14 protein-coding genes are annotated in these 19,401 nt (G+C 73.1%); 5 read left to right on the top strand and 9 right to left on the bottom strand.

Annotated elements, in window-relative coordinates:
- Window positions 1–3 precede the first annotated feature (3 nt).
- Window positions 4–1,332: a glutamate-1-semialdehyde 2,1-aminomutase gene (gene hemL / locus V6U82_RS22250; protein ID WP_442933457.1), complete on the bottom strand. Its 1,329-nt coding sequence runs from the start codon at window positions 1,330–1,332 to the stop codon at window positions 4–6.
- Between the two features lie 155 nt (window positions 1,333–1,487).
- On the opposite strand from hemL, the gene V6U82_RS22255 reads away from it, so the two are divergent.
- The gene (locus V6U82_RS22255; RefSeq protein WP_013283540.1) at window positions 1,488–1,820 is read left to right on the top strand and encodes an STAS domain-containing protein; all 333 of its coding nucleotides are present in this window, start codon (window positions 1,488–1,490) and stop codon (window positions 1,818–1,820) included.
- Window positions 1,821–1,914: 94 nt separating this feature from the next.
- Here the strand turns inward: V6U82_RS22255 and V6U82_RS22260 are convergent, their stop codons facing one another.
- The gene (locus tag V6U82_RS22260) at window positions 1,915–3,507 is read right to left on the bottom strand and encodes an ABC transporter permease (RefSeq protein WP_334464165.1); all 1,593 of its coding nucleotides are present in this window, start codon (window positions 3,505–3,507) and stop codon (window positions 1,915–1,917) included.
- A complete protein-coding gene (locus V6U82_RS22265; RefSeq protein WP_128137299.1) occupies window positions 3,504–4,448 on the bottom strand; it encodes an ABC transporter ATP-binding protein in 945 nt (314 codons plus the stop codon). The genes V6U82_RS22260 and V6U82_RS22265 overlap by 4 nt, the downstream gene beginning before the upstream one ends.
- A 53-nt stretch (window positions 4,449–4,501) precedes the next feature.
- Here V6U82_RS22265 and V6U82_RS22270 point away from each other — a divergent pair, with 53 nt between their 5' ends.
- Window positions 4,502–5,026, top strand: a complete 525-nt coding sequence (locus V6U82_RS22270) for a GbsR/MarR family transcriptional regulator (protein ID WP_258544891.1) — start codon at window positions 4,502–4,504, stop codon at window positions 5,024–5,026.
- A 4-nt stretch (window positions 5,027–5,030) separates the two neighbouring features.
- On the opposite strand, the gene V6U82_RS22275 is transcribed toward V6U82_RS22270, so the two are convergent.
- Window positions 5,031–5,588: a response regulator gene (locus V6U82_RS22275; protein ID WP_128137300.1), complete on the bottom strand. Its 558-nt coding sequence runs from the start codon at window positions 5,586–5,588 to the stop codon at window positions 5,031–5,033.
- Window positions 5,585–9,949 carry a HAMP domain-containing protein gene (locus V6U82_RS22280; protein ID WP_194802085.1) on the bottom strand — a complete coding sequence of 1,455 codons (4,365 nt, stop codon included), beginning with the start codon at window positions 9,947–9,949 and terminating at the stop codon, window positions 5,585–5,587. Before V6U82_RS22280 ends, V6U82_RS22275 begins: the two co-directional genes overlap by 4 nt.
- A gap of 170 nt (window positions 9,950–10,119) precedes the next feature.
- Between V6U82_RS22280 and V6U82_RS22285 the strand changes: the two genes are divergently transcribed.
- A complete protein-coding gene (locus V6U82_RS22285; protein WP_128138853.1) occupies window positions 10,120–12,180 on the top strand; it encodes a SpoIIE family protein phosphatase in 2,061 nt (686 codons plus the stop codon).
- Window positions 12,181–12,686: 506 nt separating this feature from the next.
- Here V6U82_RS22285 and V6U82_RS22290 read toward each other — a convergent pair.
- Window positions 12,687–14,285, bottom strand: coding sequence for an FAD-binding oxidoreductase (locus V6U82_RS22290; RefSeq protein WP_334464170.1), 1,599 nt, complete (start codon window positions 14,283–14,285; stop codon window positions 12,687–12,689).
- A 100-nt stretch (window positions 14,286–14,385) separates the two neighbouring features.
- Between V6U82_RS22290 and V6U82_RS22295 the strand changes: the two genes are divergently transcribed.
- Both V6U82_RS22295 and V6U82_RS22300 read left to right on the top strand, forming a co-directional pair.
- Window positions 14,386–16,479: a S9 family peptidase gene (locus V6U82_RS22295; RefSeq protein WP_334464172.1), complete on the top strand. Its 2,094-nt coding sequence runs from the start codon at window positions 14,386–14,388 to the stop codon at window positions 16,477–16,479.
- 15 nt (window positions 16,480–16,494) lie between these two features.
- The gene (locus V6U82_RS22300) at window positions 16,495–16,635 is read left to right on the top strand and encodes a hypothetical protein (protein ID WP_252451919.1); all 141 of its coding nucleotides are present in this window, start codon (window positions 16,495–16,497) and stop codon (window positions 16,633–16,635) included.
- A 4-nt stretch (window positions 16,636–16,639) separates the two neighbouring features.
- Here V6U82_RS22300 and V6U82_RS22305 read toward each other — a convergent pair whose 3' ends face one another.
- Genes V6U82_RS22305 through V6U82_RS22315 form a run of 3 tightly spaced genes read right to left on the bottom strand, consistent with a single transcriptional unit; the run spans window position 16,640 to window position 19,382 of the window.
- On the bottom strand, window positions 16,640–18,151 hold the full coding sequence (locus tag V6U82_RS22305; protein WP_334464175.1) for an FtsX-like permease family protein: 1,512 nt from the start codon (window positions 18,149–18,151) through the stop codon (window positions 16,640–16,642).
- On the bottom strand, window positions 18,148–18,849 hold the full coding sequence (locus tag V6U82_RS22310) for an ABC transporter ATP-binding protein (protein WP_334464177.1): 702 nt from the start codon (window positions 18,847–18,849) through the stop codon (window positions 18,148–18,150). Before V6U82_RS22310 ends, V6U82_RS22305 begins: the two co-directional genes overlap by 4 nt.
- Window positions 18,846–19,382, bottom strand: coding sequence for a PadR family transcriptional regulator (locus tag V6U82_RS22315; protein ID WP_120572135.1), 537 nt, complete (start codon window positions 19,380–19,382; stop codon window positions 18,846–18,848). Before V6U82_RS22315 ends, V6U82_RS22310 begins: the two co-directional genes overlap by 4 nt.
- Window positions 19,383–19,401 lie beyond the last annotated feature (19 nt).

A 19,401-nucleotide genomic window follows, 5' to 3' on the forward strand; every position in this document is an offset into this window, starting at 1 on the left:
GAGTTACCCCCCGCTTCCCGCCGCTGCCGCCGCCCGCGCCGCCACCGGAAGGGCGGCGGCGATCTGCTCCCACGCGGCGTCGTCGATCGCGGTCGAGACGAACCACGACTCGAACGCGCTCGGCGGCAGGTAGACGCCGGCGGCGAGCATCGCGTGGAAGAACGCCTTGAACGCCGGCACCACCTGGGTGCGGGCGCTGTCGTAGTCGTGCACGTCCGCGTCGGTGAAGAAGACCGAGAACATGTTGCCCGCGGTGGAGAGGCGGTGCGGCACGCCGGCCGCGGACAGCGCCTCGGTGGTGAGCTTGCCCAGCGCGGCGGCGGTCTCGTCGAGCCGCCGGTAGAGCGCGTCGTCGGCCAGCCGCAGCGTGGCCAGCCCGGCCGCGCAGGCCAGCGGGTTTCCGGAGAGCGTGCCGGCCTGGTAGACCGGGCCGGCCGGGGCGAGCTTCGCCATGATCTCCGCGCGCCCGCCGAACGCCGCGGCGGGCAGGCCGCCACCCATGACCTTCCCGTACGTCCACAGGTCCGCGTCGGACGGGTCGAGGCCGTGCCATCCGGCGCGGGACACCCGGAACCCGGTCATCACCTCGTCGACGATGAGCAGCGCGCCGTTCACGTGCGCGATCCGGGCCAGCTCGGAGTTGAAACCGTCGCGCGGCGCGATCACGCCCATGTTGCCGGCGGCGGCCTCGGTGATGATCGCGGCGATGTGCTGCCCCTCGGCGGCGAACGCCTCCTCGACCGCGCGCAGGTCGTTGTACGGCAGCACGATGGTGTCGCCGGCCGCCGCGCCGGTCACGCCGGGCGAGTCGGGCAGGCCGAACGTGGCGACGCCGGAGCCGGCGGCGGCGAGCAGCGCGTCCGAGTGGCCGTGGTAGCAGCCGGAGAACTTGATGATTTTGGAACGGCCGGTGAAGCCGCGGGCGAGCCGGATCGCCGACATGGTCGCCTCGGTGCCGGAGTTGACCAGGCGGACCTGCTCCACCGGCGTCCGCGCGATGATCTCCTCGGCCAGGTCGACCTCACCCGGTGTCGGCGTGCCGAAGCTGGTGCCGAGCGCCGCCGCCTCGCGCAGCGCCTCCACCACGGCCGGGTGCGCGTGGCCGAGGATCAGCGGACCCCACGAGCAGACCAGGTCGACGTAGCGACGGCCGTCGGCGTCGAAGAGCCACGGACCCTCCCCCCGGACCATGAAGCGCGGGGTGCCGCCGACGGCACGGAACGCGCGCACGGGGGAGTTGACCCCGCCGGGCACGACGGCCTTGGCGCGGTCGAACAGGGCCTCGGAGGCCGGGGCGTCGGCCGGGTAGCGGCCGGATCCGGCGGAATGCATCTCGGTCACGATGGGGCCATTGTGTCAGCGCCGGAGTGCTGCCTGGCAGGCACCCCGCGACGGGGGTTACCAGGCTCACCCGCCTGAGCGGCGCGGCGGGCCGACGGCGATCCGCTCGACAGGCCCGTCGGTCGAGATCGCGATAGGGTGACCGGGTGGATCGTGCCGAACTGTCCATCACCGTACACCGGACGGGTGACGAAGCCGTGCTTCGCCTGGCCGGTGAGATCGACATGCTCACGGCCGCCCAGCTCTCGACGGTGGTCAACGAGGTGCTGGCGGATCCGCCTCCGCGCATCGTGCTCGACCTGGCCGGGGTCACGTTCTGCGACTCGCAGGGCCTCGGCACGCTCGTGGTGCTCAGCCGCAAGGCCAGTCACACCCAGTGCCTGCTGATGCTCACCAACGTCGGCGACTTCCTGATCCGCGTCCTGGACATCACCGGCCTCCGCAGCGCCCTGATGATCCGCAACGAAGCCACCCCCTGAGCCTCGGGCTTCTCCCCCGCGATCTTGCACTTGCGGCCCTTTGCTCGGGCGATTCGTCCCCTTCGTCGGGGCCGCAAGCGCAAGATCAACGCGGTTAGAGGACGGGGAGATCGCGGCGGCGGAAGGTCAGCAGACCGGCTGTGGCCAGGGTCACCGCCAGGGCGGTCAGCACGTAGAGCGGGGTGGGGGTCCACGTGTCGCGCAGCACCTGTGGGGTGTGCGTGAACGGGGACACGTCCAGCAGCCACTGGTCCAGCTCCAGCACGGCGCCGAGCTGCCCGAGCAGCACACACACCGCCAGCACCACCCACGCGGCGGACGCGAGCCGGGGCAGCAGGCCGTAGAGCAGCACGGCGAGCCCGGCCAGCACCCACGCGGCCGGCACCTGGGCCAGGCCGGCGGCGAACATGCGGCCCAGCTGGCGGGGCACGTCACCGGTGCTCAGGCCGTACGTCAGGCCGGTCGTCAGCCCGGTCACCGCGAGCACCACCACCGGGCCGAGCAACGCGAACGCCACGTGTGAGAGCAGCCAGGCCGAACGCCGCGTCCCGGTGGCGAGCACCGGCTCGGCGTGCCCGGCGGACTCCTCGGCGCGCATCCGCAGCGCGGCCTGGATGCCGTACCCGGCGGCTGCGAGCCCGGCCAGGCTCAGCGTGACCCCCAGGTACGCGTCGGCCATCCCGGACGCCCCGCCGAGCCGGGCCACGATCTCCTCCATCCGCGGGCTCCCCTCGACCGACCGGCCCGCCGCCTCGGCCGCGCCCCCGAGGATCAGCCCGAGCAGGCCGAAGCCGACCGACCACCAGAGGATCTGCCCCCGGTGCAGCCGCCAGGCCAGCCCGAACGGACCGGACAGTGCGCCGGGCGCAGTCGCCGGGCCGAGCCGGGGTGGCAGCACGCCGGCGCCCAGGTCGCGGCGGACCGAGACGGGGTACGCGAGCGCGGCGAGCAGCACCGTGGCCGCCAGCGGCAGCAGCAGCACCCACCACCGCTCCCCCTCGTACGGCCGGACGCGGGCACCCCAGCCCAGCGGGGACAGCCAGCTCGGCCAGTCGTTGCCGGCGGTGTCCCCGGCCAGGCGCAGCCCGAACGCGGCGCCGAGACCGGCGAGGCCGATGCCCCGTGCCCCGCCGGCGGTCTCGGTGAGCTGGGCGGCCAGCCCGCCGAGCGTCGCGAAGACCACACCGGTCAGCACGGTGACCAGCCCGTACGCGAGCGAGCCGCCCACCGGCAGCCCGGTCGAGACCAGGCCGGCGGCGGTGAGCAGCCCGAGCACCAGGCCGGCCGCGTACGTGACGAGCAGCGCGGCGGTCAGCCCGGCGTGCCGCCCGAGCACGCTGCCGCCGAGCAGTTCCCGCCGCCCGGCCTCCTCCTCGGTGCGGGTGTGCCGGATGACCGTGAGCAGGCTCGCCAGCGCGACGATGAGCAGCAGGAAGCCGCTGCGCTGCGCGGTCAGCCCGCCGATGCTGTCGCCGTAGGCCGGGCCGAGCAGCGCGACGATCGACGGGTTGCGGGCGGTGCCCTCCAGGTACGCGGCCCGCTCGGCGGCGGTCGGGAACAGCTCGAAGTAGCTGGCCGCGTACGTCATCGGCAGCACCGCGAGGACCAGCACCCACAGCGGCAGCAGGAGGCGGTCCCGGCGCAGGATCAGCCGGACCAGGTGGCGCGTCCCGGTGAGCGCGCTCATGACCGGTCCGCCGTCTCGGAACGCGCCACGCCGGAGGAGGACGCCACGCCGGAGGCGGGCGCCGTCTCGTAGTGCCGCAGGAACAGTTCCTCCAGCGTGGGCGGCGTGCTGACCAGGCTGCGTACCCCCAGCTCGGTGAGCCGGCGCAGCGCGGCGTCGAGCGACGCGCTGTCCACGTCGAAGCGGACCCGCTGCCCGTCCACCCGCAGGTCGTGGACACCCGGCAGGTCGGCCAGCCCGTCCAGCGGCGCGGTGACCTCGGCGTCGATCGCGGTGCGGTGCAGGTGGCGCAGGTCGCCGAGGGTGCCGGACTCGACGGTCCGGCCGGCCCGGATGATCGTCACCCGGTCGCAGAGGGCCTCGACCTCGGCGAGGATGTGGCTGGAGAGCAGCACTGTGCGCCCGTCCTGCCGGGCCCGGCGGACCCAGTGCTGGAAGACCTCCTCCATCAGCGGGTCGAGCCCGGAGGTCGGCTCGTCGAGGATGAGCAGCTCGACGTCGGAGGCGAGCGCGGCGACCAGGCCGACCTTCTGCCGGTTGCCCTTGGAGTAGGTGCGACCCTTCTTGCGCGGGTCCAGCTCGAACGACTCCAGCAGCTCGGCGCGGCGTCTCGGGTCGAGCCCGCCGCGCAGCCGCCCGAGCAGGTCGATCACCTCGCCGCCGCTGAGGTTGGGCCAGAGCGTCACGTCGCCGGGCACGTACGCGAGGCGGCGGTGCAGCGCCACCGCGTCCCGCCAGGGGTCGCCGCCCAGCAGCCGGACGGCCCCCGCGTCCGCCCGCAACAGGCCGAGCAGCACCCGGATGGTGGTCGACTTGCCGGAGCCGTTCGGGCCCAGGAAGCCGTGCACCTCTCCGGTGCGGACGGTCAGGTCGAGCCCGTCGAGAGCCCGGGTGCGGCCGAAGGTCTTCACCAGGCCGGACACATCGATTGCCGTTTCCATACTTCAGAAGCTACGCTCGTTTCACAAACTTGTGAAGACTGTAGGGTCACGGGGTGAGCGTCGAGGAGCCGACCATGAACGTGCCGCCCCACCACGACGAGGAAGAGGTCCACCTCTTCGTCGAGCGGATGGCGATGGCCTTCGCCGACGTGGGCTTCCCCCGGATGGCCGCCCGGGTCCTGTTCACGGTGATGAGCGCCGACGACCCGCTCACCGCGGGCGAGATCGCGGAGCGCCTCGGCGTCAGCGCGGCGGCGGTCAGCGGCGCGGTGCGCTACCTGACCCAGTTCGCCATGCTGGTCCGCGAGCCGGTCAAGGGCTCCCGGCGCGACCGCTACCGGATGCCCGACAACCCGTGGTACGAGGCGACCATCACCAAGACCACGATCTACAAGAACTTCATCGACATCGCCGCCGGTGGGGTCGACGCGCTGCACGGCCGCAGCACCCCGGCCGGTGAACGGGTCGCCGAGATGCGCGACTTCTTCCTCTTCGTACAGGAGGAACTGGAATCGCTCGGCGACCGCTGGCGGGCCCGGCGGGCCGCGGCCGGGCACGGCGGCCCGGCCGGCGGCTGAACCGTCAGCGGGTGTTGCCCCAGCGCGCCTGCTCCAGCAGCTCCACCGCGCGGTCCCGGGCCGACGGGTCGTCGTCGGAGCGCAGCAGCGCTGTCGCCTCGTCCACCGCGTCGGTCAGGTGCCGCCACTGGAGATCCCGCTCCCGCACCAGGTCCGACTGGGCGGCGAGCTGCCGCGTCTTCACCCACAGGTCGACGAAGACTGTCACCTTCGCCCGCAGCACCCACGGGTCGAACGGCTTGGTCAGGTAGTCGACCGCGCCGGCCGCGTAGCCGCGCAGCGCGAGCTGGGCGTCCTTGTCCGCGGCGGTCAGGAAGATGATCGGTACGTGCCGGGTGCGCTCGCGCCGCTTGATGTGGGTGGCGGTCTCGAAGCCGTCCATGTCCGGCATCTGGGCGTCCAGCAGGATCACCGCGAAGTCGTCCACCAGGAGCTGCTTGAGCGCCGCCTCGCCGCTCTCCACCGCGACCGACTGCACCGGGAGACCCTGGAGGATCGCCTCCAGCGCCATCAGGTTCTCCCGCCGGTCGTCCACCAGCAGGGCCTTGGCCGTCTGCGTCACGCGTTCTCCTCGCCTCGGCTCCGGCCGATCCAGGACGCCATCAGTTCGATCAGCTCGTCCAGGTCCACCGGCTTGGTGATGTAGTCGCTGCCGCCGGCGCCGAGCGCCGACTCCCGGTCGCCGGGCATCGCCTTCGCGGTCAGGAACACGATCGGCAGGTCCGCGAACCGGTGGTTGCGGCGGATCTGCGCGGTCGTCTCGTACCCGTCCTGGTCCGGCATCATGGCGTCCATCAGGACGATGTCCACCTCCGGGTGCTCGGCGAGCTGGCGGACGCCGTCCGCCCCGTTGTCCGAGTACAACACGGTCATCCCGTGCAGTTCCAACGCGGACGTCAGCGCGAACACGTTCCGCACGTCGTCGTCGATGATCAGCACGGTCACGCCGTCCAGGCGCCGGGTCGCGGGCGTCTCCTGCGGCTGCGGCAGCTCCATGGGCATGAGCAGCGACGACGGCAGGCCCGCGCGGCTCGGCGACGGTGGCGCCGGCGCCACCACCGCGTCCGGCGCCAGCACATCGGGTACGAAGAGAGTGAACGTCGAACCCTGACCGGGCGCGGACGAGACGGTGATCGTGCCACCGAGCAGGCGGGCCAGATCACGGCTGATGGACAGCCCGAGGCCGGTGCCGCCGTAGCGCCGGCTGGTGGTGCCGTCCGCCTGCTGGAACGCCTCGAAGATCAGCGACAGCTTGTCGTCGGAGATCCCGATCCCGGTGTCTATCACGGTGAACGCGATCACCCGCTGCGCGTTCGTCAGCGCCGGCACGTCGAAGACGGCGTTCTCGGCCGCCGGGCCGATCCGCAGCGTCACCGCGCCGTTGTCGGTGAACTTCACCGCGTTGGACAGCAGGTTGCGCAGGATCTGCTGCAACCGCTGGGCGTCGGTGACCAGCGCGGGCGGCAGGTCACGGCTGACCCGTACCTGGAAGTCCAGGCCCTTCTCCTCGGCCTGCGGCGCGAACGCCTGCTCGACGTAGCCGCGGATCTCGGCGAACTGGATCTCGGTGGGCTCCACGTCCATCCGGCCCGCCTCGATCTTGGACAGGTCGAGGATGTCGTCGATCAGCGACAGCAGGTCCGACCCGGCGCCGTGGATGGTCCGCGCGAACTCGATCTGCTTCGCGCTGAGGTTGCGCTCCGGATTCTCGGCGAGCAGCCGGGCCAGCAGGAGCAGCGAGTTCAGCGGCGTACGCAGCTCGTGGCTCATGTTCGCCAGGAACTCCGACTTGTACGCCGACGCGCGGGTGAGCTGCTGCGCCTTCTCCTCCAGGCCGAGGCGGGCCAGCTCGATCTCCCGGTTCTGCGTCTCGATGTTGGCCTTCTGCTCGGACAGCAGCTTCGCCTTGTCCTCCAGCTCGGCGTTGGTGCGCTGCAACTCGGCCGACTGGTCCTGCATCTCGTGCGCCAGCCGCTGCGACTGCGCCAGCAGCTCCTCCGTACGCCGGTTGGCCTGGATGGTGTTGACCGCGACGCCGATGGTGAGCACCAGCCGCTCCAGGAACGCCAGGTGCAGCTCGGAGAACGTGGCCACGCCGGCGAACTCGATCACGCCGAGCAGTTCGCCCTCGAACTGGACCGGCAGCACCACCAGGTCGGCCGGGGGCGTGTCGGCCAGCCCGGACCGTACGACGAGGCGCCCGTCCGGCTGCGCCTTGACCCGGATCGTCCGGCGCGACAGCGCGGCCTGCCCGACCAGTCCCTCACCCGGGCCGAACGTGACGTCGTGGCCGCGTGCCACGTACCCGTAGGAGGCGGTGAGCCGCAGCCGCATGCTGCCCTCGGAGCTGTCCGCCAGGAAGAACGCGCCGAGCTGCGCGTCCACCAGCGGGGTCACCTCCTGCATGATCATCCGGCAGACCTCGCCGAGGTCGCGCTGGCCCTGGAGCAGACCACCGATCCGGGCCAGGTTCGAGTCCAGCCAGCCCTGCTCGGCGTTCTTCTTCGTCGTCTCCCGGAGGGTGACGATCATCTGGTTGATGTTGTCCTTCAGCTCGGCGACCTCGCCCTGCGCCTTCACGTTGATCCGCTGGGTCAGGTCGCCGCGGGTCACCGACGTGGAGACCTGCGCGATGGCGCGCAACTGCGTGGTGAGGGTCGAGGCGAGCTGGTTGACGTTCTCGGTGAGGTCGCGCCACGTACCGGAGACGCCCTTGACCTGGGCCTGACCACCCAGCTTGCCCTCGGTACCCACCTCGCGCGCCACGCGGGTCACCTCGTCGGCGAACGACGAGAGCTGGTCGACCATCGTGTTGACGGTGTTCTTCAGCTCCAGGATCTCGCCCTGCGCGTCCACCGTGATCTTCTGGCCCAGGTCGCCGTTCGCCACGGCCGTGGTGACCGAGGCGATGTTGCGGACCTGACTGGTCAGGTTCGACGCCATCGAGTTCACGTTGTCCGTCAGGTCACGCCACGTACCCGAGACGCCCTTGACCTGGGCCTGACCACCCAGCTTGCCCTCGGTACCCACCTCACGGGCCACCCGCGTGACCTCGTCGGCGAACGACGAGAGCTGGTCCACCATCGTGTTGACAGTGGACTTCAGCTCCAGGATCTCGCCCTGCGCGTCCACGGTGATCTTCTGCGACAGGTCACCCTTGGCGACGGCGGTCGACACCTGGGCGATGTTGCGCACCTGCGCGGTCAGGTTCGACGCCATCGAGTTCACGTTGTCGGTCAGGTCGCGCCAGGTGCCGGCGACGCCGCGTACCTGGGCCTGGCCGCCGAGCTTGCCCTCGGTACCCACCTCGCGCGCCACCCGCGTGACCTCGTCGGCGAACGACGAGAGCTGGTCCACCATCGTGTTGACAGTGGACTTCAGCTCCAGGATCTCGCCCCGGGCGTCCACAGTGATCTTCTGCGACAGGTCACCCTTCGCCACGGCGGTGGTGACCGAGGCGATGTTCCGCACCTGACTGGTCAGGTTCGACGCCATCGAGTTCACGTTGTCCGTCAGGTCACGCCACGTACCCGAGACGCCCTTGACCTGGGCCTGACCACCCAGCTTGCCCTCGGTACCCACCTCGCGGGCCACGCGGGTCACCTCGTCGGCGAACGACGAGAGCTGGTCGACCATCGTGTTGACGGTGTTCTTCAGCTCCAGGATCTCGCCCTGCGCGTCCACCGTGATCTTCTGACCCAGGTCGCCCTTCGCGACCGCCGTGGAGACCTGGGAGATGTTGCGGACCTGGCTGGTCAGGTTGCCGGCGAGCTGGTTGACGTTCTCGGTGAGGTCGCGCCAGGTGCCGGAGACGCCACGCACCTGCGCCTGGCCGCCCAGCTTGCCCTCGATGCCGACCTCGCGGGCCACCCGGGTCACCTCGTCGGCGAACGACGAGAGCTGGTCCACCATCGTGTTCACGGTGTCCTTCAGCTCCAGGATCTCGCCCTGCGCGGCCACCGTGATCTTCTGCGACAGGTCACCCTTGGCGACAGCGGTCGACACCTGCGCGATGTTGCGGACCTGAGCGGTCAGGTTCGACGCCATCGAGTTGACGTTGTCGGTCAGGTCCTTCCACGTTCCCGCCACGCCCGGCACCTCGGCCTGGCCGCCGAGCTTGCCCTCGGTGCCCACCTCGCGGGCCACCCGGGTCACCTGCTCGGCGAACAGCCGCAGCGTGTCGGTGAGCGAGTTCATCGTGTCGGCCAGCTCGGCCACCTCGCCGCGCGCCCCGACCGTGATCTTCTGCGACAGGTCGCCCTTCGCGACGGCGGTGGCCACCTGGGAGATCGACCGCACCTGCCCGGTGAGGTTCGACGCCATGGTGTTCACCGAGTCGGTGAGGTCCTTCCAGGTGCCCGCCACCCCACGCACGTCGGCCTGGCCACCCAGCTTGCCCTCGGTGCCCACCTCGCGGGCCACCCGCGTCACCTCGTCGGCGAACGACGAGAGCTGGTCCACCATCGTGTTCACGGTCCGGCCGATGCGCAGGTACTCACCGCGAAGCGGGCGACCGTCTATCTCCAGCGCCATGTGCTGGGAGAGGTCGCCGTCGGCCACCGCCACGATGACCCGGGCGATCTCCGTGGTCGGCCGGCCCAGGTCGTCGATGAGCGAGTTGACCGCCCGCTGCCCCTCCGCCCAGGAGCCGTCCAGGCCCTCGTCGTCCAGGCGCTCGGTGAGCCGGCCGTCGCGGCCGACGATCCGGCTGATCCGGCGCAGGTCCAGGTGCTGCCGTTCCTGCAACGACACCACGTCGTTGAAGGCGTCGGCGACCTCACCGGGCAGTCCCGCCCGCCGGGGCAGGCGCACCCGCAGATCGCCGCGCCCCACCCGGCGCAACGCCTCGACCAGTTCGCCGAGGAGCACCTCGTGGTCGGACGCGGACGGGTCAGCGGTCACCGACTGATTCACCGTGGCCATCGTTCCTCGCTCCGCTCGGGCTCGTGCGGTCACACGGGCCATCCCATCATTGTGCCGCGCGATCCGTCGAGGTCACCGCGTGTGATCGCGCGTCACGTGCGGTATCAACCCGGGTGGCGGGTTCGCCGGGACGCTTGGCACCCGGGGTGGGCGCGGTGGAGGATATGAAGGTGTCAGCGGAGGCAGGGCCGGCCAGCGGCGGCGCGGACGAGCGCGTCCGCCGGGTCCGCCTCCCCGCCGACCGCCGCACCCCCGCTGCGGCCCGCGCGCTGGTCCGCACCATGCTGCTCGAAGCGCGGCTGCCCGAACTGCTGAACGAGGCGCTGCTGCTCACCACCGAGCTGACCACCAACGCCGTCGAACACGCGCGGACCGAACTGGACATCGAGGTCGACACCGACCGCGACGGCCTCACCGTGACCGTCACCGACTTCGCCTCCGGCCCGGTCGACGAGCTGATCGTCGGTGTGCGCAACACCACGTCCGACATCACCGAGGTGGCCGCCCGAGGGCGCGGGCTGCTGCTCGTCGACCACTTCTCCAGCCGGTGGGGCACGACCTACCTGCCCACCGGCAAGGGGGTCTGGTTCCGCCTGGACCGGTCCGGCCCCGGCGGGTCCGCCCGGCCGTCGGCCGGCCCGCTGCGGGTCGCCGAACCGGAACGCACCGGCGACGGTACGCCGAGCGCCGCGGCCATGAGCGATCTGATGCAGCTCACCCCCGACGCGTACGCCGACGAGCCGCTGCCCGAGTTCGCCACCGGGCTGCTGACCCGGGTCGCCGAGATGGTGGGCGCCGCCGGTGGCACGGTCCGGCTGGACCGGGGCGACGGACTCGGCACCCAGGTCTTCGCCCGGTACGGCCGGCCGCCGCGCGATGGCAACGAACTGCTGCGCGTACCGCTGGCGGTGCACCGCCCGTACTCGGGCGAGCTGGAGCTGGACGCGGCGCCCTCGGCGTACGCCCGGCCGCTCGCCGTACTGGCCGCCGAACGGCTGTCGCTGCACCTGGAGAACGACCGGCTGCGCCGCGCCGACGTACGCCGCTCCACCTGGCTGACGTTCCTGGCCGAGGCCAGTGAACTGCTCGCCCAGTCGCTGGACGTCGAGCTGACCATGGCGCTCGTCCCGCAGCTCGTGGTGCCCCGGCTCGGCCAGTGGTGCGCCGTGCACACCACCGACGAGTGGGGCCGGCTGCGGCTCGCCGCGTCGAGTCACGCGGACGAGGCGATGCTGCCGCAGCTGCACCGGATCCTCCAGGAGACCGGCCCGGACTCGATCCAGTCCCGGCTGCGCGAGGCGTCCCGCAACGCCGCCCAGGTGCCGCTCGGCGGGCCGATGGAGGGCTTCGCCGTGCCGTTGATCGCCCGTGGCCAGCGGCTCGGCACGCTCGCCGTGGGCCGGCACCAGCGGCACCGGCACGACCCGGACGAGGTGTCGGTGCTGGAGGACGTGGCCCGCCGGGCCGCCCTTGCCATCGAGAACGCCCGCATCCACGCCGAGCGCCGCCGGGTCGCCCAGACGCTCCAGCAGTCGCTGCTGCCGCCGGTGCTCCCGGTGGTCGAGGGCATCGGCTTCGCCGCCGAGTACGTCCCGACCGGCGACGACGCGGAGGTCGGCGGCGACTTCTACGACGTGCTCCCGCTGCCGGACGGCCGCTGGCTCGTGGTGGTCGGCGACGTGTCCGGCAAGGGCGTGCAGGCCGCCGCCGTGACCGGGCTGGTCCGGGACGTGATCCGGGTGCTCGTCGGCGACGGCAAACCGCTGCCCGAGGTGCTCGGCCGGCTCAACGAGACGCTCGTCGAGCGCGGCGGCGGGCGCTACTGCACGTTGGCGCTGGCGGCTGTCGCGCCCGGCGACGGCGACCAGCTCGACGTCTCGCTGCACCTGGCCGGCCACGACCGCCCGGTGCTGCTGCACGGCGGTGGCGGCGCGACGTTCGTCGGTGCCGGCGGTACGGCGCTGGGCCTGCTCGACTCGATCACCACGCCGACCGCCGAGCTGACGCTCAAGCCCGGCGACGCGCTGATCTTCTACACCGACGGGGTCACCGAGCGGCGGCGCGGACGGGAGCTGTTCGGCACCGACCGGCTGCGCGAGTCGGCGGCGCCGCTGGCCGGGTACTCGGCCGACGTCGTGGCCGCCCGGTTGCGTGCCACCACCATCGCCTTCTCGGTGGAGCCCCCGCGCGACGACATAGCCATCCTGGTCCTCCGAAACGACACCCCCTAGCGCTCCCACCCGGTCCCGGTCCCGGTCCCGTCCCGCGCACGGTCCCGAGCCTGGCCCCGTCGATCATGAAGTTAACCGCTCACTTCGCCCGATTCCTCCCCGCCAACTTCATGATCAACGCCCTCCGGCACGCCACGGACGCCTCAGGCCGCCTCCCGTCGCGCTCCAGCCCGCCCTCGCCCCCCTCCCGCCCGCCCATCGGCGGTGATCAAGGAGTTTGTGTTCTCTGGGGGCGCGAAATCCGACGCAAAGTCCTTGATCACCAGGGCGAGGTAGGGCGCGCGGGACGGGAGGCGGGGACGCGGGTGGCGCCGAGGCTGTGCGGTTCCGGGGCGCCCCGACAGGCGGGTCGCCCGGCCAGGCGGGGGCGCCCGGCGGGTGGCGCCGTCGAGCGAGGTGCCGGCACGGGTGCGGGCGGACGTCGGCAGGCCGGCGTCTGGGGAGGACGCACCAGAGCTCGGCGAATCCGCCGTAGCGCAGGCAGAGCGGGCCGCCGTGAGGGCTGGTCAGAGGCCGCCGGGGAGGCGGCCGGGGGCCAGGCGGCGGTGCGGGTCCAGGTGGGCCTTCGCGCTGCGCAGGCGCGGCAACGTGGGCAGCTCGCCCCAGAGGTCCACGGCACGGCGTACCGCCGCGGGCGCGGCCACCACGACGCACCGGCCCCGCCGGGCGATCAGCACACTGCGGACGGCGGTGAGGATCGAGGCGACCCGCTCGGGCGGCAGCGCGCCGGACAGGGCGGCGTGGACGGTGCCCGAGCCCGCTGAGCCGCGTACCGGCACGGGGCCGCCGGTGGCGTCACGCAACGCGTAGACGGCCGCGTGCAGGTCGTTGATCGGCACCTCGATGCGCAGCGCGGTGTCGCCGGGCGCGAACGGGTAACGCCCCCACCATTCCGGCGCGTGGTGACTGACCATCGCCTCGGCGCCGAGGACTGCGGTGAGCCGTTCGGCCCGCTCGGTCACGTCGGCCGGGCCGCCCTCCAGCAACACCACCAGGCTGCCCGCCGCGGGTCGTCCGGTCACGGCGGGATGGTCGGGACGGTTGACCACCGACGGGTGTGTGGCCGGGATGCGACGCCGGGGCAGCGGCACCGGCACCGGCAGGTCCAGTTCGACGGCCGCCGGATCGACGCCCGCGGCCAGTACGGCCCGGACCAGGTCGTGCACCTCGAGCGGTGTCCACACCGGACGGGACACCCAGAGCCGCCCGGCCGGCACGGCGTGCACCCGCATGGTGGCCGAGACCAGCACGCCGAGCCCGCCCTGCGAGCCGCAGAGCAGCCGCGCCACGTCGAGCCCGGGCACGTCGCCCCGCCCGAGGATCGCGGCCCCGCCACCCGGACCGTCGCCGAACGCACCACCGGCACCCCAGCCCGCGCCACCGGCCGGACCGCCGGCACCCCACCCGGGACCGTCCGCCGGGCCACCGGGTCCAAAGCCGCCACCACCCGCCGAACCGCCGGCACCGGCGGCACCGCCGCCACCATCGCCCGCCGGACCGCGCCCACTCGCCCGGCCACCGCCGCCCGGGGTGGCCCGGCCGAGCGCCTGCGTGCCGGACTCGCCGACGCTCACCAACTCGCCGTCGGCGTCGAGGTAGCGCACCCCGACGAGCTGGGCGCACGGGCTGCCGTGCCGGTGACGCAGCGGACCGGACTCGTCGGCGGCGAGCACCCCGCCGAGCGTCGCGCCCGGCGAGGGCGCGTCGACCGGCAGCCGCCGGTTGGTGCGCGCGAGCGTGGCCTGGACCGCGCGTAGCGGCGTACCGGCGCCGATCTCGGCCACCGCCGCGTCGCGCGGCTCGTGCCACACCCCGGCGAGGCGGCCGGTGTCGAGCATGATGTCCACCTGCGCGGGGGCGGCACCCCAGTCGATCTTCGTGCCGGCGCCGCGGGGCACCACTGTCAGGTCGTGCGCGGCGGCCAGCCGCAACACCTCCGCCGCGGCGTGCGGGCCGCCCGGCACGGCCACCCATCGGGCGGTACGGCCGGCCACCTCGTCGGCCGGGCCGGCGAAGCGGGCGAACGGGTCACCGCAGATCGCGGCCAGCTTCCGGGTGATGTCGAGGGCTTCGAGTCGGTGGGTGGAACGTGCCGCATCCGCCATGGCGGTTATCGTACACATGTTCGAAAGGCCTGGCGGCGAGTCGCGGGATTCGGTCGGCGGGCGAGCCCGGCGGCGGCCCGGCGACCGGTAACGTGGCGCCGTGACCGAAACCCCACCGCCCGTCGCCAAGCGCGTCCCGACCGAGCGCGTCCATCACGGTGACACAGTCCTCGACGAGTACGCCTGGCTCGCCGCCAAGGACGACCCGGACACGATCGCGTACCTGGACGCCGAGAACGCGTACACCGAGGCGCGCACCGCCCACCTGGCCGGGCTGCGCGCGGAGCTGTTCGAGGAGACGCGCCGGCGCACCCAGGAGACCGACCTGTCGGTGCCGACCCGCAAGGACGGCTACTGGTACTACACCCGCACGGTCGAGGGTCAGCAGTACGGCGTGCACTGCCGCCGCGCGGTCCGGCCGGGCGAGACGGCGCCCCCGGTCAGCGCGGACGGCGCCCCGCTCGACGGCGAGGAGGTGCTGCTCGACGGCAACCAGCTCGCCGAGGGGCACGACTTCTTCTCGCTCGGCGCGTTCGACGTGAGCCCGGACGGACGCTGGCTGGCCTACTCCACCGACTTCTCCGGCGACGAGCGGTTCACGCTGCGGATCAAGGATCTGACCACCGGCGAGTCGCTGCCGGACGAGGTGCCGGACACGTTCTACGGCACGGCCTGGTCCAGCGACGCGTCCACGCTGTTCTACGTGACGGTGGACGAGGCATGGCGGCCGAACCGGGTCTGGCGGCACACCGTCGGCACGGCGTCCACCGAGGACGTGGTGGTCTACTCCGAGGACGACGAGCGGTTCTGGGTCGGCGTCGAGCTGACCCGCTCGGAGCGCTTCGTGGTCATCGACGTCCACAGCAAGATCACCAGCGAGGTGTGGGTGATCCCGGCGTCCAACCCGACCGGCGAGCCCGCCGTCGTGGCCCCGCGGCGTCAGGGCATCGAGTACGCGGTGGAGCACCACGGCCACCGCTTCCTGATCCTGCACAACGACGGCGCGGAGGACTTCGCGCTCGCGTACACCTCGGCGGACGCGCCGGGTGAGTGGGAGCCGCTCATCCCGCACACACCGGGCACCCGGCTGGAGGCGGTCGACGCGTTCGAGCACCACCTCGTGGTGTCGCTGCGCGCCAACGGCCTGACCGGCCTGCGGGTGCTGCCGGTGGGCAGCGACGACAGCTGGGACATCGACTTCCCCGAGCCGATCTACAGCGTCGGGCTGGACGCGAACCCGGAGTACCGCACGAACGAGGTCCGGCTGCGCTACACCTCGCTGGTCACCCCGGACTCGGTCTACGACTACGACCTGGTGACCCGCGAGCTGACGCTGCGCCGGCAGAAGCCGGTCCGCCCCGGGCCGGACGGGCGCGCGTACGACCCTGCGGACTACGAGCAGCACCGGGACTGGGCGCTCGCCGACGACGGCACCCGCGTGCCGATCTCGCTCGTCTGCCGCCGCGACACCCCGCGCGACGGCTCGGCGCCCGCCGTCATCTACGGCTACGGCTCGTACGAGGCGAGCATGGACCCGTGGTTCTCGATCGCCCGGCTGAGCCTGCTCGACCGTGGCGTGATCTTCGGGGTGGCGCACATCCGGGGCGGCGGTGAGCTGGGCCGTCGCTGGTACGACGAGGGCAAGCTGCTGGCCAAGAAGAACACGTTCACCGACTTCGTGGCCTGCGCCCGGCACCTGGTGAAGGCGGGCTGGACGGCGAGCGACCGGCTGGTCGCCCGGGGCGCCTCGGCCGGTGGTCTGCTGATGGGCGCGGTGGCGAACCTCGCCCCGGACGCGTTCGCCGGGATCGTCGCGCAGGTGCCGTTCGTCGACGCGCTCACCTCGATCCTCGACCCGTCGCTGCCGTTGACGGTCACCGAGTGGGAGGAGTGGGGCAACCCGCTCGACGACCCCGAGGTGTACGCGTACATGAAGTCGTACACGCCGTACGAGAACGTCACCGCCGCCGACTACCCGGCGATCCTGGCGGTGACCAGCCTCAACGACACCCGCGTGCTCTACCACGAGCCGGCCAAGTGGATCGCCCGGCTGCGGTCGCTCGCGCCGACCGGTGACTACCTGCTCAAGACCGAGATGGGCGCGGGCCACGGCGGCCCGAGCGGCCGGTACGACTCCTGGCGCGAGGAGGCGTTCGTCAACGCCTGGATCCTCGACCGCGTCGGCCGGGCCTGACCCGTTCCGGATCAGATGAGCGACGAGGAGCAGCCGGGCCGACGTGCGCCGGCGTGGCTGCTCCTCGTGGTGGTCGCCGGCGCGCTCGTGGTCTGCTGCTGTTCGACGGTGATCGGCCTGGCCGTCGCCGGCTCCGCCGGGCTGCTCGGCCGCTGACCGCTCAGGTGCTGCGCAGTTCCTCCACCGAGGTCGCGGCGCGCAGGAACAGCAGGCCGGCCACGACCGTGCCCAGCACCGCCGCCAGCCCACCGGCCGCGAGCCAGGCCAGCTGATCCCACGGTACGTCCGGCGGGATGGTGGTCTCCGGCACCCATTCGGTACGGGTGTACCGCGCCGCGGTGGCCGGGTCGCCGCACAGTTCCGTACCGGCGTCGCAGACCGTCTGCGCGAAGCCACCGTTGCTCGGTGCCGGCATGACGCCCCGGACCAGCAGGTAGCCGACCGTCAACGCGAGCCCGATCGCGGGTACGGCGGGGGCGAGCGCGGCCCAGAGCAGCGACCGGCCGATGGTGGCGCGTGGCACGCCGGTCGCCACCTGTGCCGCGTACGCCCGTCGCCGGCTGGTGATCCCCTCGACCACCGCCACGAGCAGCCCGCCGCCGGCGATCGCCATCGCCACCACGACCGCGAGGTCGACGAGATCCATCGCGCCGAGGAAGAAGTCCGGGTCGGCCAGTCCGGAACCGGTGCGGCGGGTCAGCTCGGCCTGGGCCCGGAAGTCGGCGCGCATCCCCGCGGCACCGGCGCCGAAGATCAGCGCGGCCAGCAACGCGGCGAAGGTGCGGCTGCCGGCCCACGGGTCGGCGGCCAGCCGGCGGGCGGCGAGCAGCGCGGCCGGGCCGCGTCCGTGCCGGTGCAGCAGCCGCCCGGTGTGGTACGAGATCCAGCCGGTCCCGGACACGACACCGATCATCGCGGTCAGCCCGCCGACGACCAGCAGCGTCGGCACCAGCCAGTCCGGTGCCACGGCGCCACGCCGCTCGTACCAGAGCAGGAGCGGGCGGATCGCGGCGAACATCGCCAGTGCGGCGAGGATGAGCACGCCGGGCCACGGCCAGGGCGCCCGGGTGCGGACCCTGCGCACGACGCCGAACGGGGTGGTGGCGACCCGCCGCAGCAGCAACGCGCTGACCAGCGCGGCGGCCAGCGGCAGGCCGAGCACGACGGCGGCCGCCACCACCGGGGCCGGGTGCACGTCGGTGGGCAGCGGCAGCCGCCCGTCGGCGTCGGGCCGGTGCAGCAGCCGGCGCCCGGCCAGGAAGACGGCCAGGCCGGCGAGGGTGCCGATCAGGCTCGCCACGCCGGTCTCGGCGACCGCGACCCGGGTGACCTGCCCGGGGGTGGCACCGGCCAGCCGGAGCGCGGCCAGCCGCCGGTCCCGGCCCGGCGCGCCGAGGCGGGCGCACTGCCCGGCCAGCCCCAGCACGGGTACGCAGAGCAGCAGCAACGCGAACGCCACGCCGGGGCGCAGGCCGGGTTCCCGCAGCAGGGCGTTGGTGTACTGCTCGGACTGCGTCCAGGCGTCGCCGGGCGGCTTGACCACCGACAGCACTGTGAGCGCGGCCAGCCCGGCCAGCGTCGCGAGCGCCGCGCTCACCGCGGTGAGCACCACCCGTGCGATGTCGGTGCGCGTGCCCGCCAGCACGAGACGCAGCAGCGTCCCCGGCCTCACCGTGACCCGCTCGGCAGCGCCGGGTCGAGCCCGAGCCCGGTGTGGTCGACCATGCCGTCGCGCAGGCTCACCTCCCGGTCCGCGTACGCGGCGATGCGCGGCTCGTGCGTCACCAGCACGACCGTGGTGCGCTGCTCGCGGGCCAGCCGGACCAGTTGGGCGAGCACCTGCTCTCCGGCCAGCGTGTCGAGCGCGCCGGTCGGTTCGTCGGCGAAGATCACCCGTGGTTCGGTGACGAGCGCCCGGGACATCGCGCAGCGTTGCTGCTGCCCGCCGGACATCTCACCGGGCCGGGCGTCGGCGACGTCGGCCACGCCGAGCCGGTCCAGCCAGGCCAGCGCCGCGGTCCGTGCCGCTCGCCGCCCCGTGCCGGCGAGCAACAGCGGAAGCGCGACGTTCTCCGCGGCGGTCAGCTCGGCGACGAGCTGACCGAACTGGAACAGCACCCCGAATTCGGTACGGCGCAGCCGCGAGCGGGCCGCCTCCGACCACGTGTCGATCCGTTCCCCGCGCCAGGTCACCTGACCGGCGTCGGCGCGCAGGAGGCCGGCGAGGCAGTGCAGCAGCGTGGACTTGCCGCAGCCGCTCGGGCCGGTGACCGCGAGGATCTCGCCTTCGGCCACGTCGAGCGTCACACCGCGCAGCGCGGGTGTGTGACCGTATGCGCGGACGACTCCGCGCGCTTGCAGGAACGTCACGAGCGCACCTCCCGGTGCCAGTCGGCGACCCGGTCCAGGGTGGTGTGCAGCCACCGGAGATCGGCGTCGAGGTGGGCGATGGCGAAGTCGGCGGCGACCACCTCGTCGAGGCGGGCGCCGGGGGCCGTCTTGAGCGCGGTCAGTTCGCGCAGCCGTTGCGTGTGCGCCTGCCGTTGCGCGATCAGGTAGGCGCGGGCCTGGTCGACGTCGGCTACCAGGAGCGCGACCACCACCTTGGCGAAGAGCGTGCTGGCCACGTACGGCATCGGCGGCTCGACGGTGCCGAGCCAGTGGTCCAGGGCCGCACGCCCGTCGTCGGTGAGCGCGTACGAGGTGCGGTCCGGGCCGCCCTCGCGGGTCTGGCCGGCCGTGGCGACGAGGCCGTCGCGGCACAGGCGGGCCAGCGTCGCGTAGACCTGCCCGAAGGCGAGCGGACGGGCGCGGGGCAGCCGCTCGTCGTGCGCGCGCTTCAGCTCGTAGCCGTGGCGCGGGCCGGCGGCGAGCAGCCCGAGCAGGACGTGCGACGTGGACACGGCCCTACTATTCGCTGAG

The sequence above is a fragment of the Micromonospora sp. CPCC 205554 genome, assembly GCF_036902745.1.
Taxonomy (GTDB): Bacteria; Actinomycetota; Actinomycetes; order Mycobacteriales; family Micromonosporaceae; genus Micromonospora; species Micromonospora tulbaghiae.

What these genes read in the sequence shown, in the direction of transcription:
- hemL (WP_442933457.1), bottom strand. Translation starts at nt 1,332, where the DNA reads ATGCATTCCGCCGGATCCGGCCGCTACCCGGCCGACGCCCCGGCCTCC.
- V6U82_RS22260 (WP_334464165.1), bottom strand. Translation starts at nt 3,507, where the DNA reads ATGAGCGCGCTCACCGGGACGCGCCACCTGGTCCGGCTGATCCTGCGC.
- V6U82_RS22265 (WP_128137299.1), bottom strand. Translation starts at nt 4,448, where the DNA reads ATGGAAACGGCAATCGATGTGTCCGGCCTGGTGAAGACCTTCGGCCGC.
- V6U82_RS22280 (WP_194802085.1), bottom strand. Translation starts at nt 9,949, where the DNA reads ATGGCCACGGTGAATCAGTCGGTGACCGCTGACCCGTCCGCGTCCGAC.
- V6U82_RS22290 (WP_334464170.1), bottom strand. Translation starts at nt 14,285, where the DNA reads ATGGCGGATGCGGCACGTTCCACCCACCGACTCGAAGCCCTCGACATC.
- V6U82_RS22300 (WP_252451919.1), top strand. Translation starts at nt 16,495, where the DNA reads ATGAGCGACGAGGAGCAGCCGGGCCGACGTGCGCCGGCGTGGCTGCTC.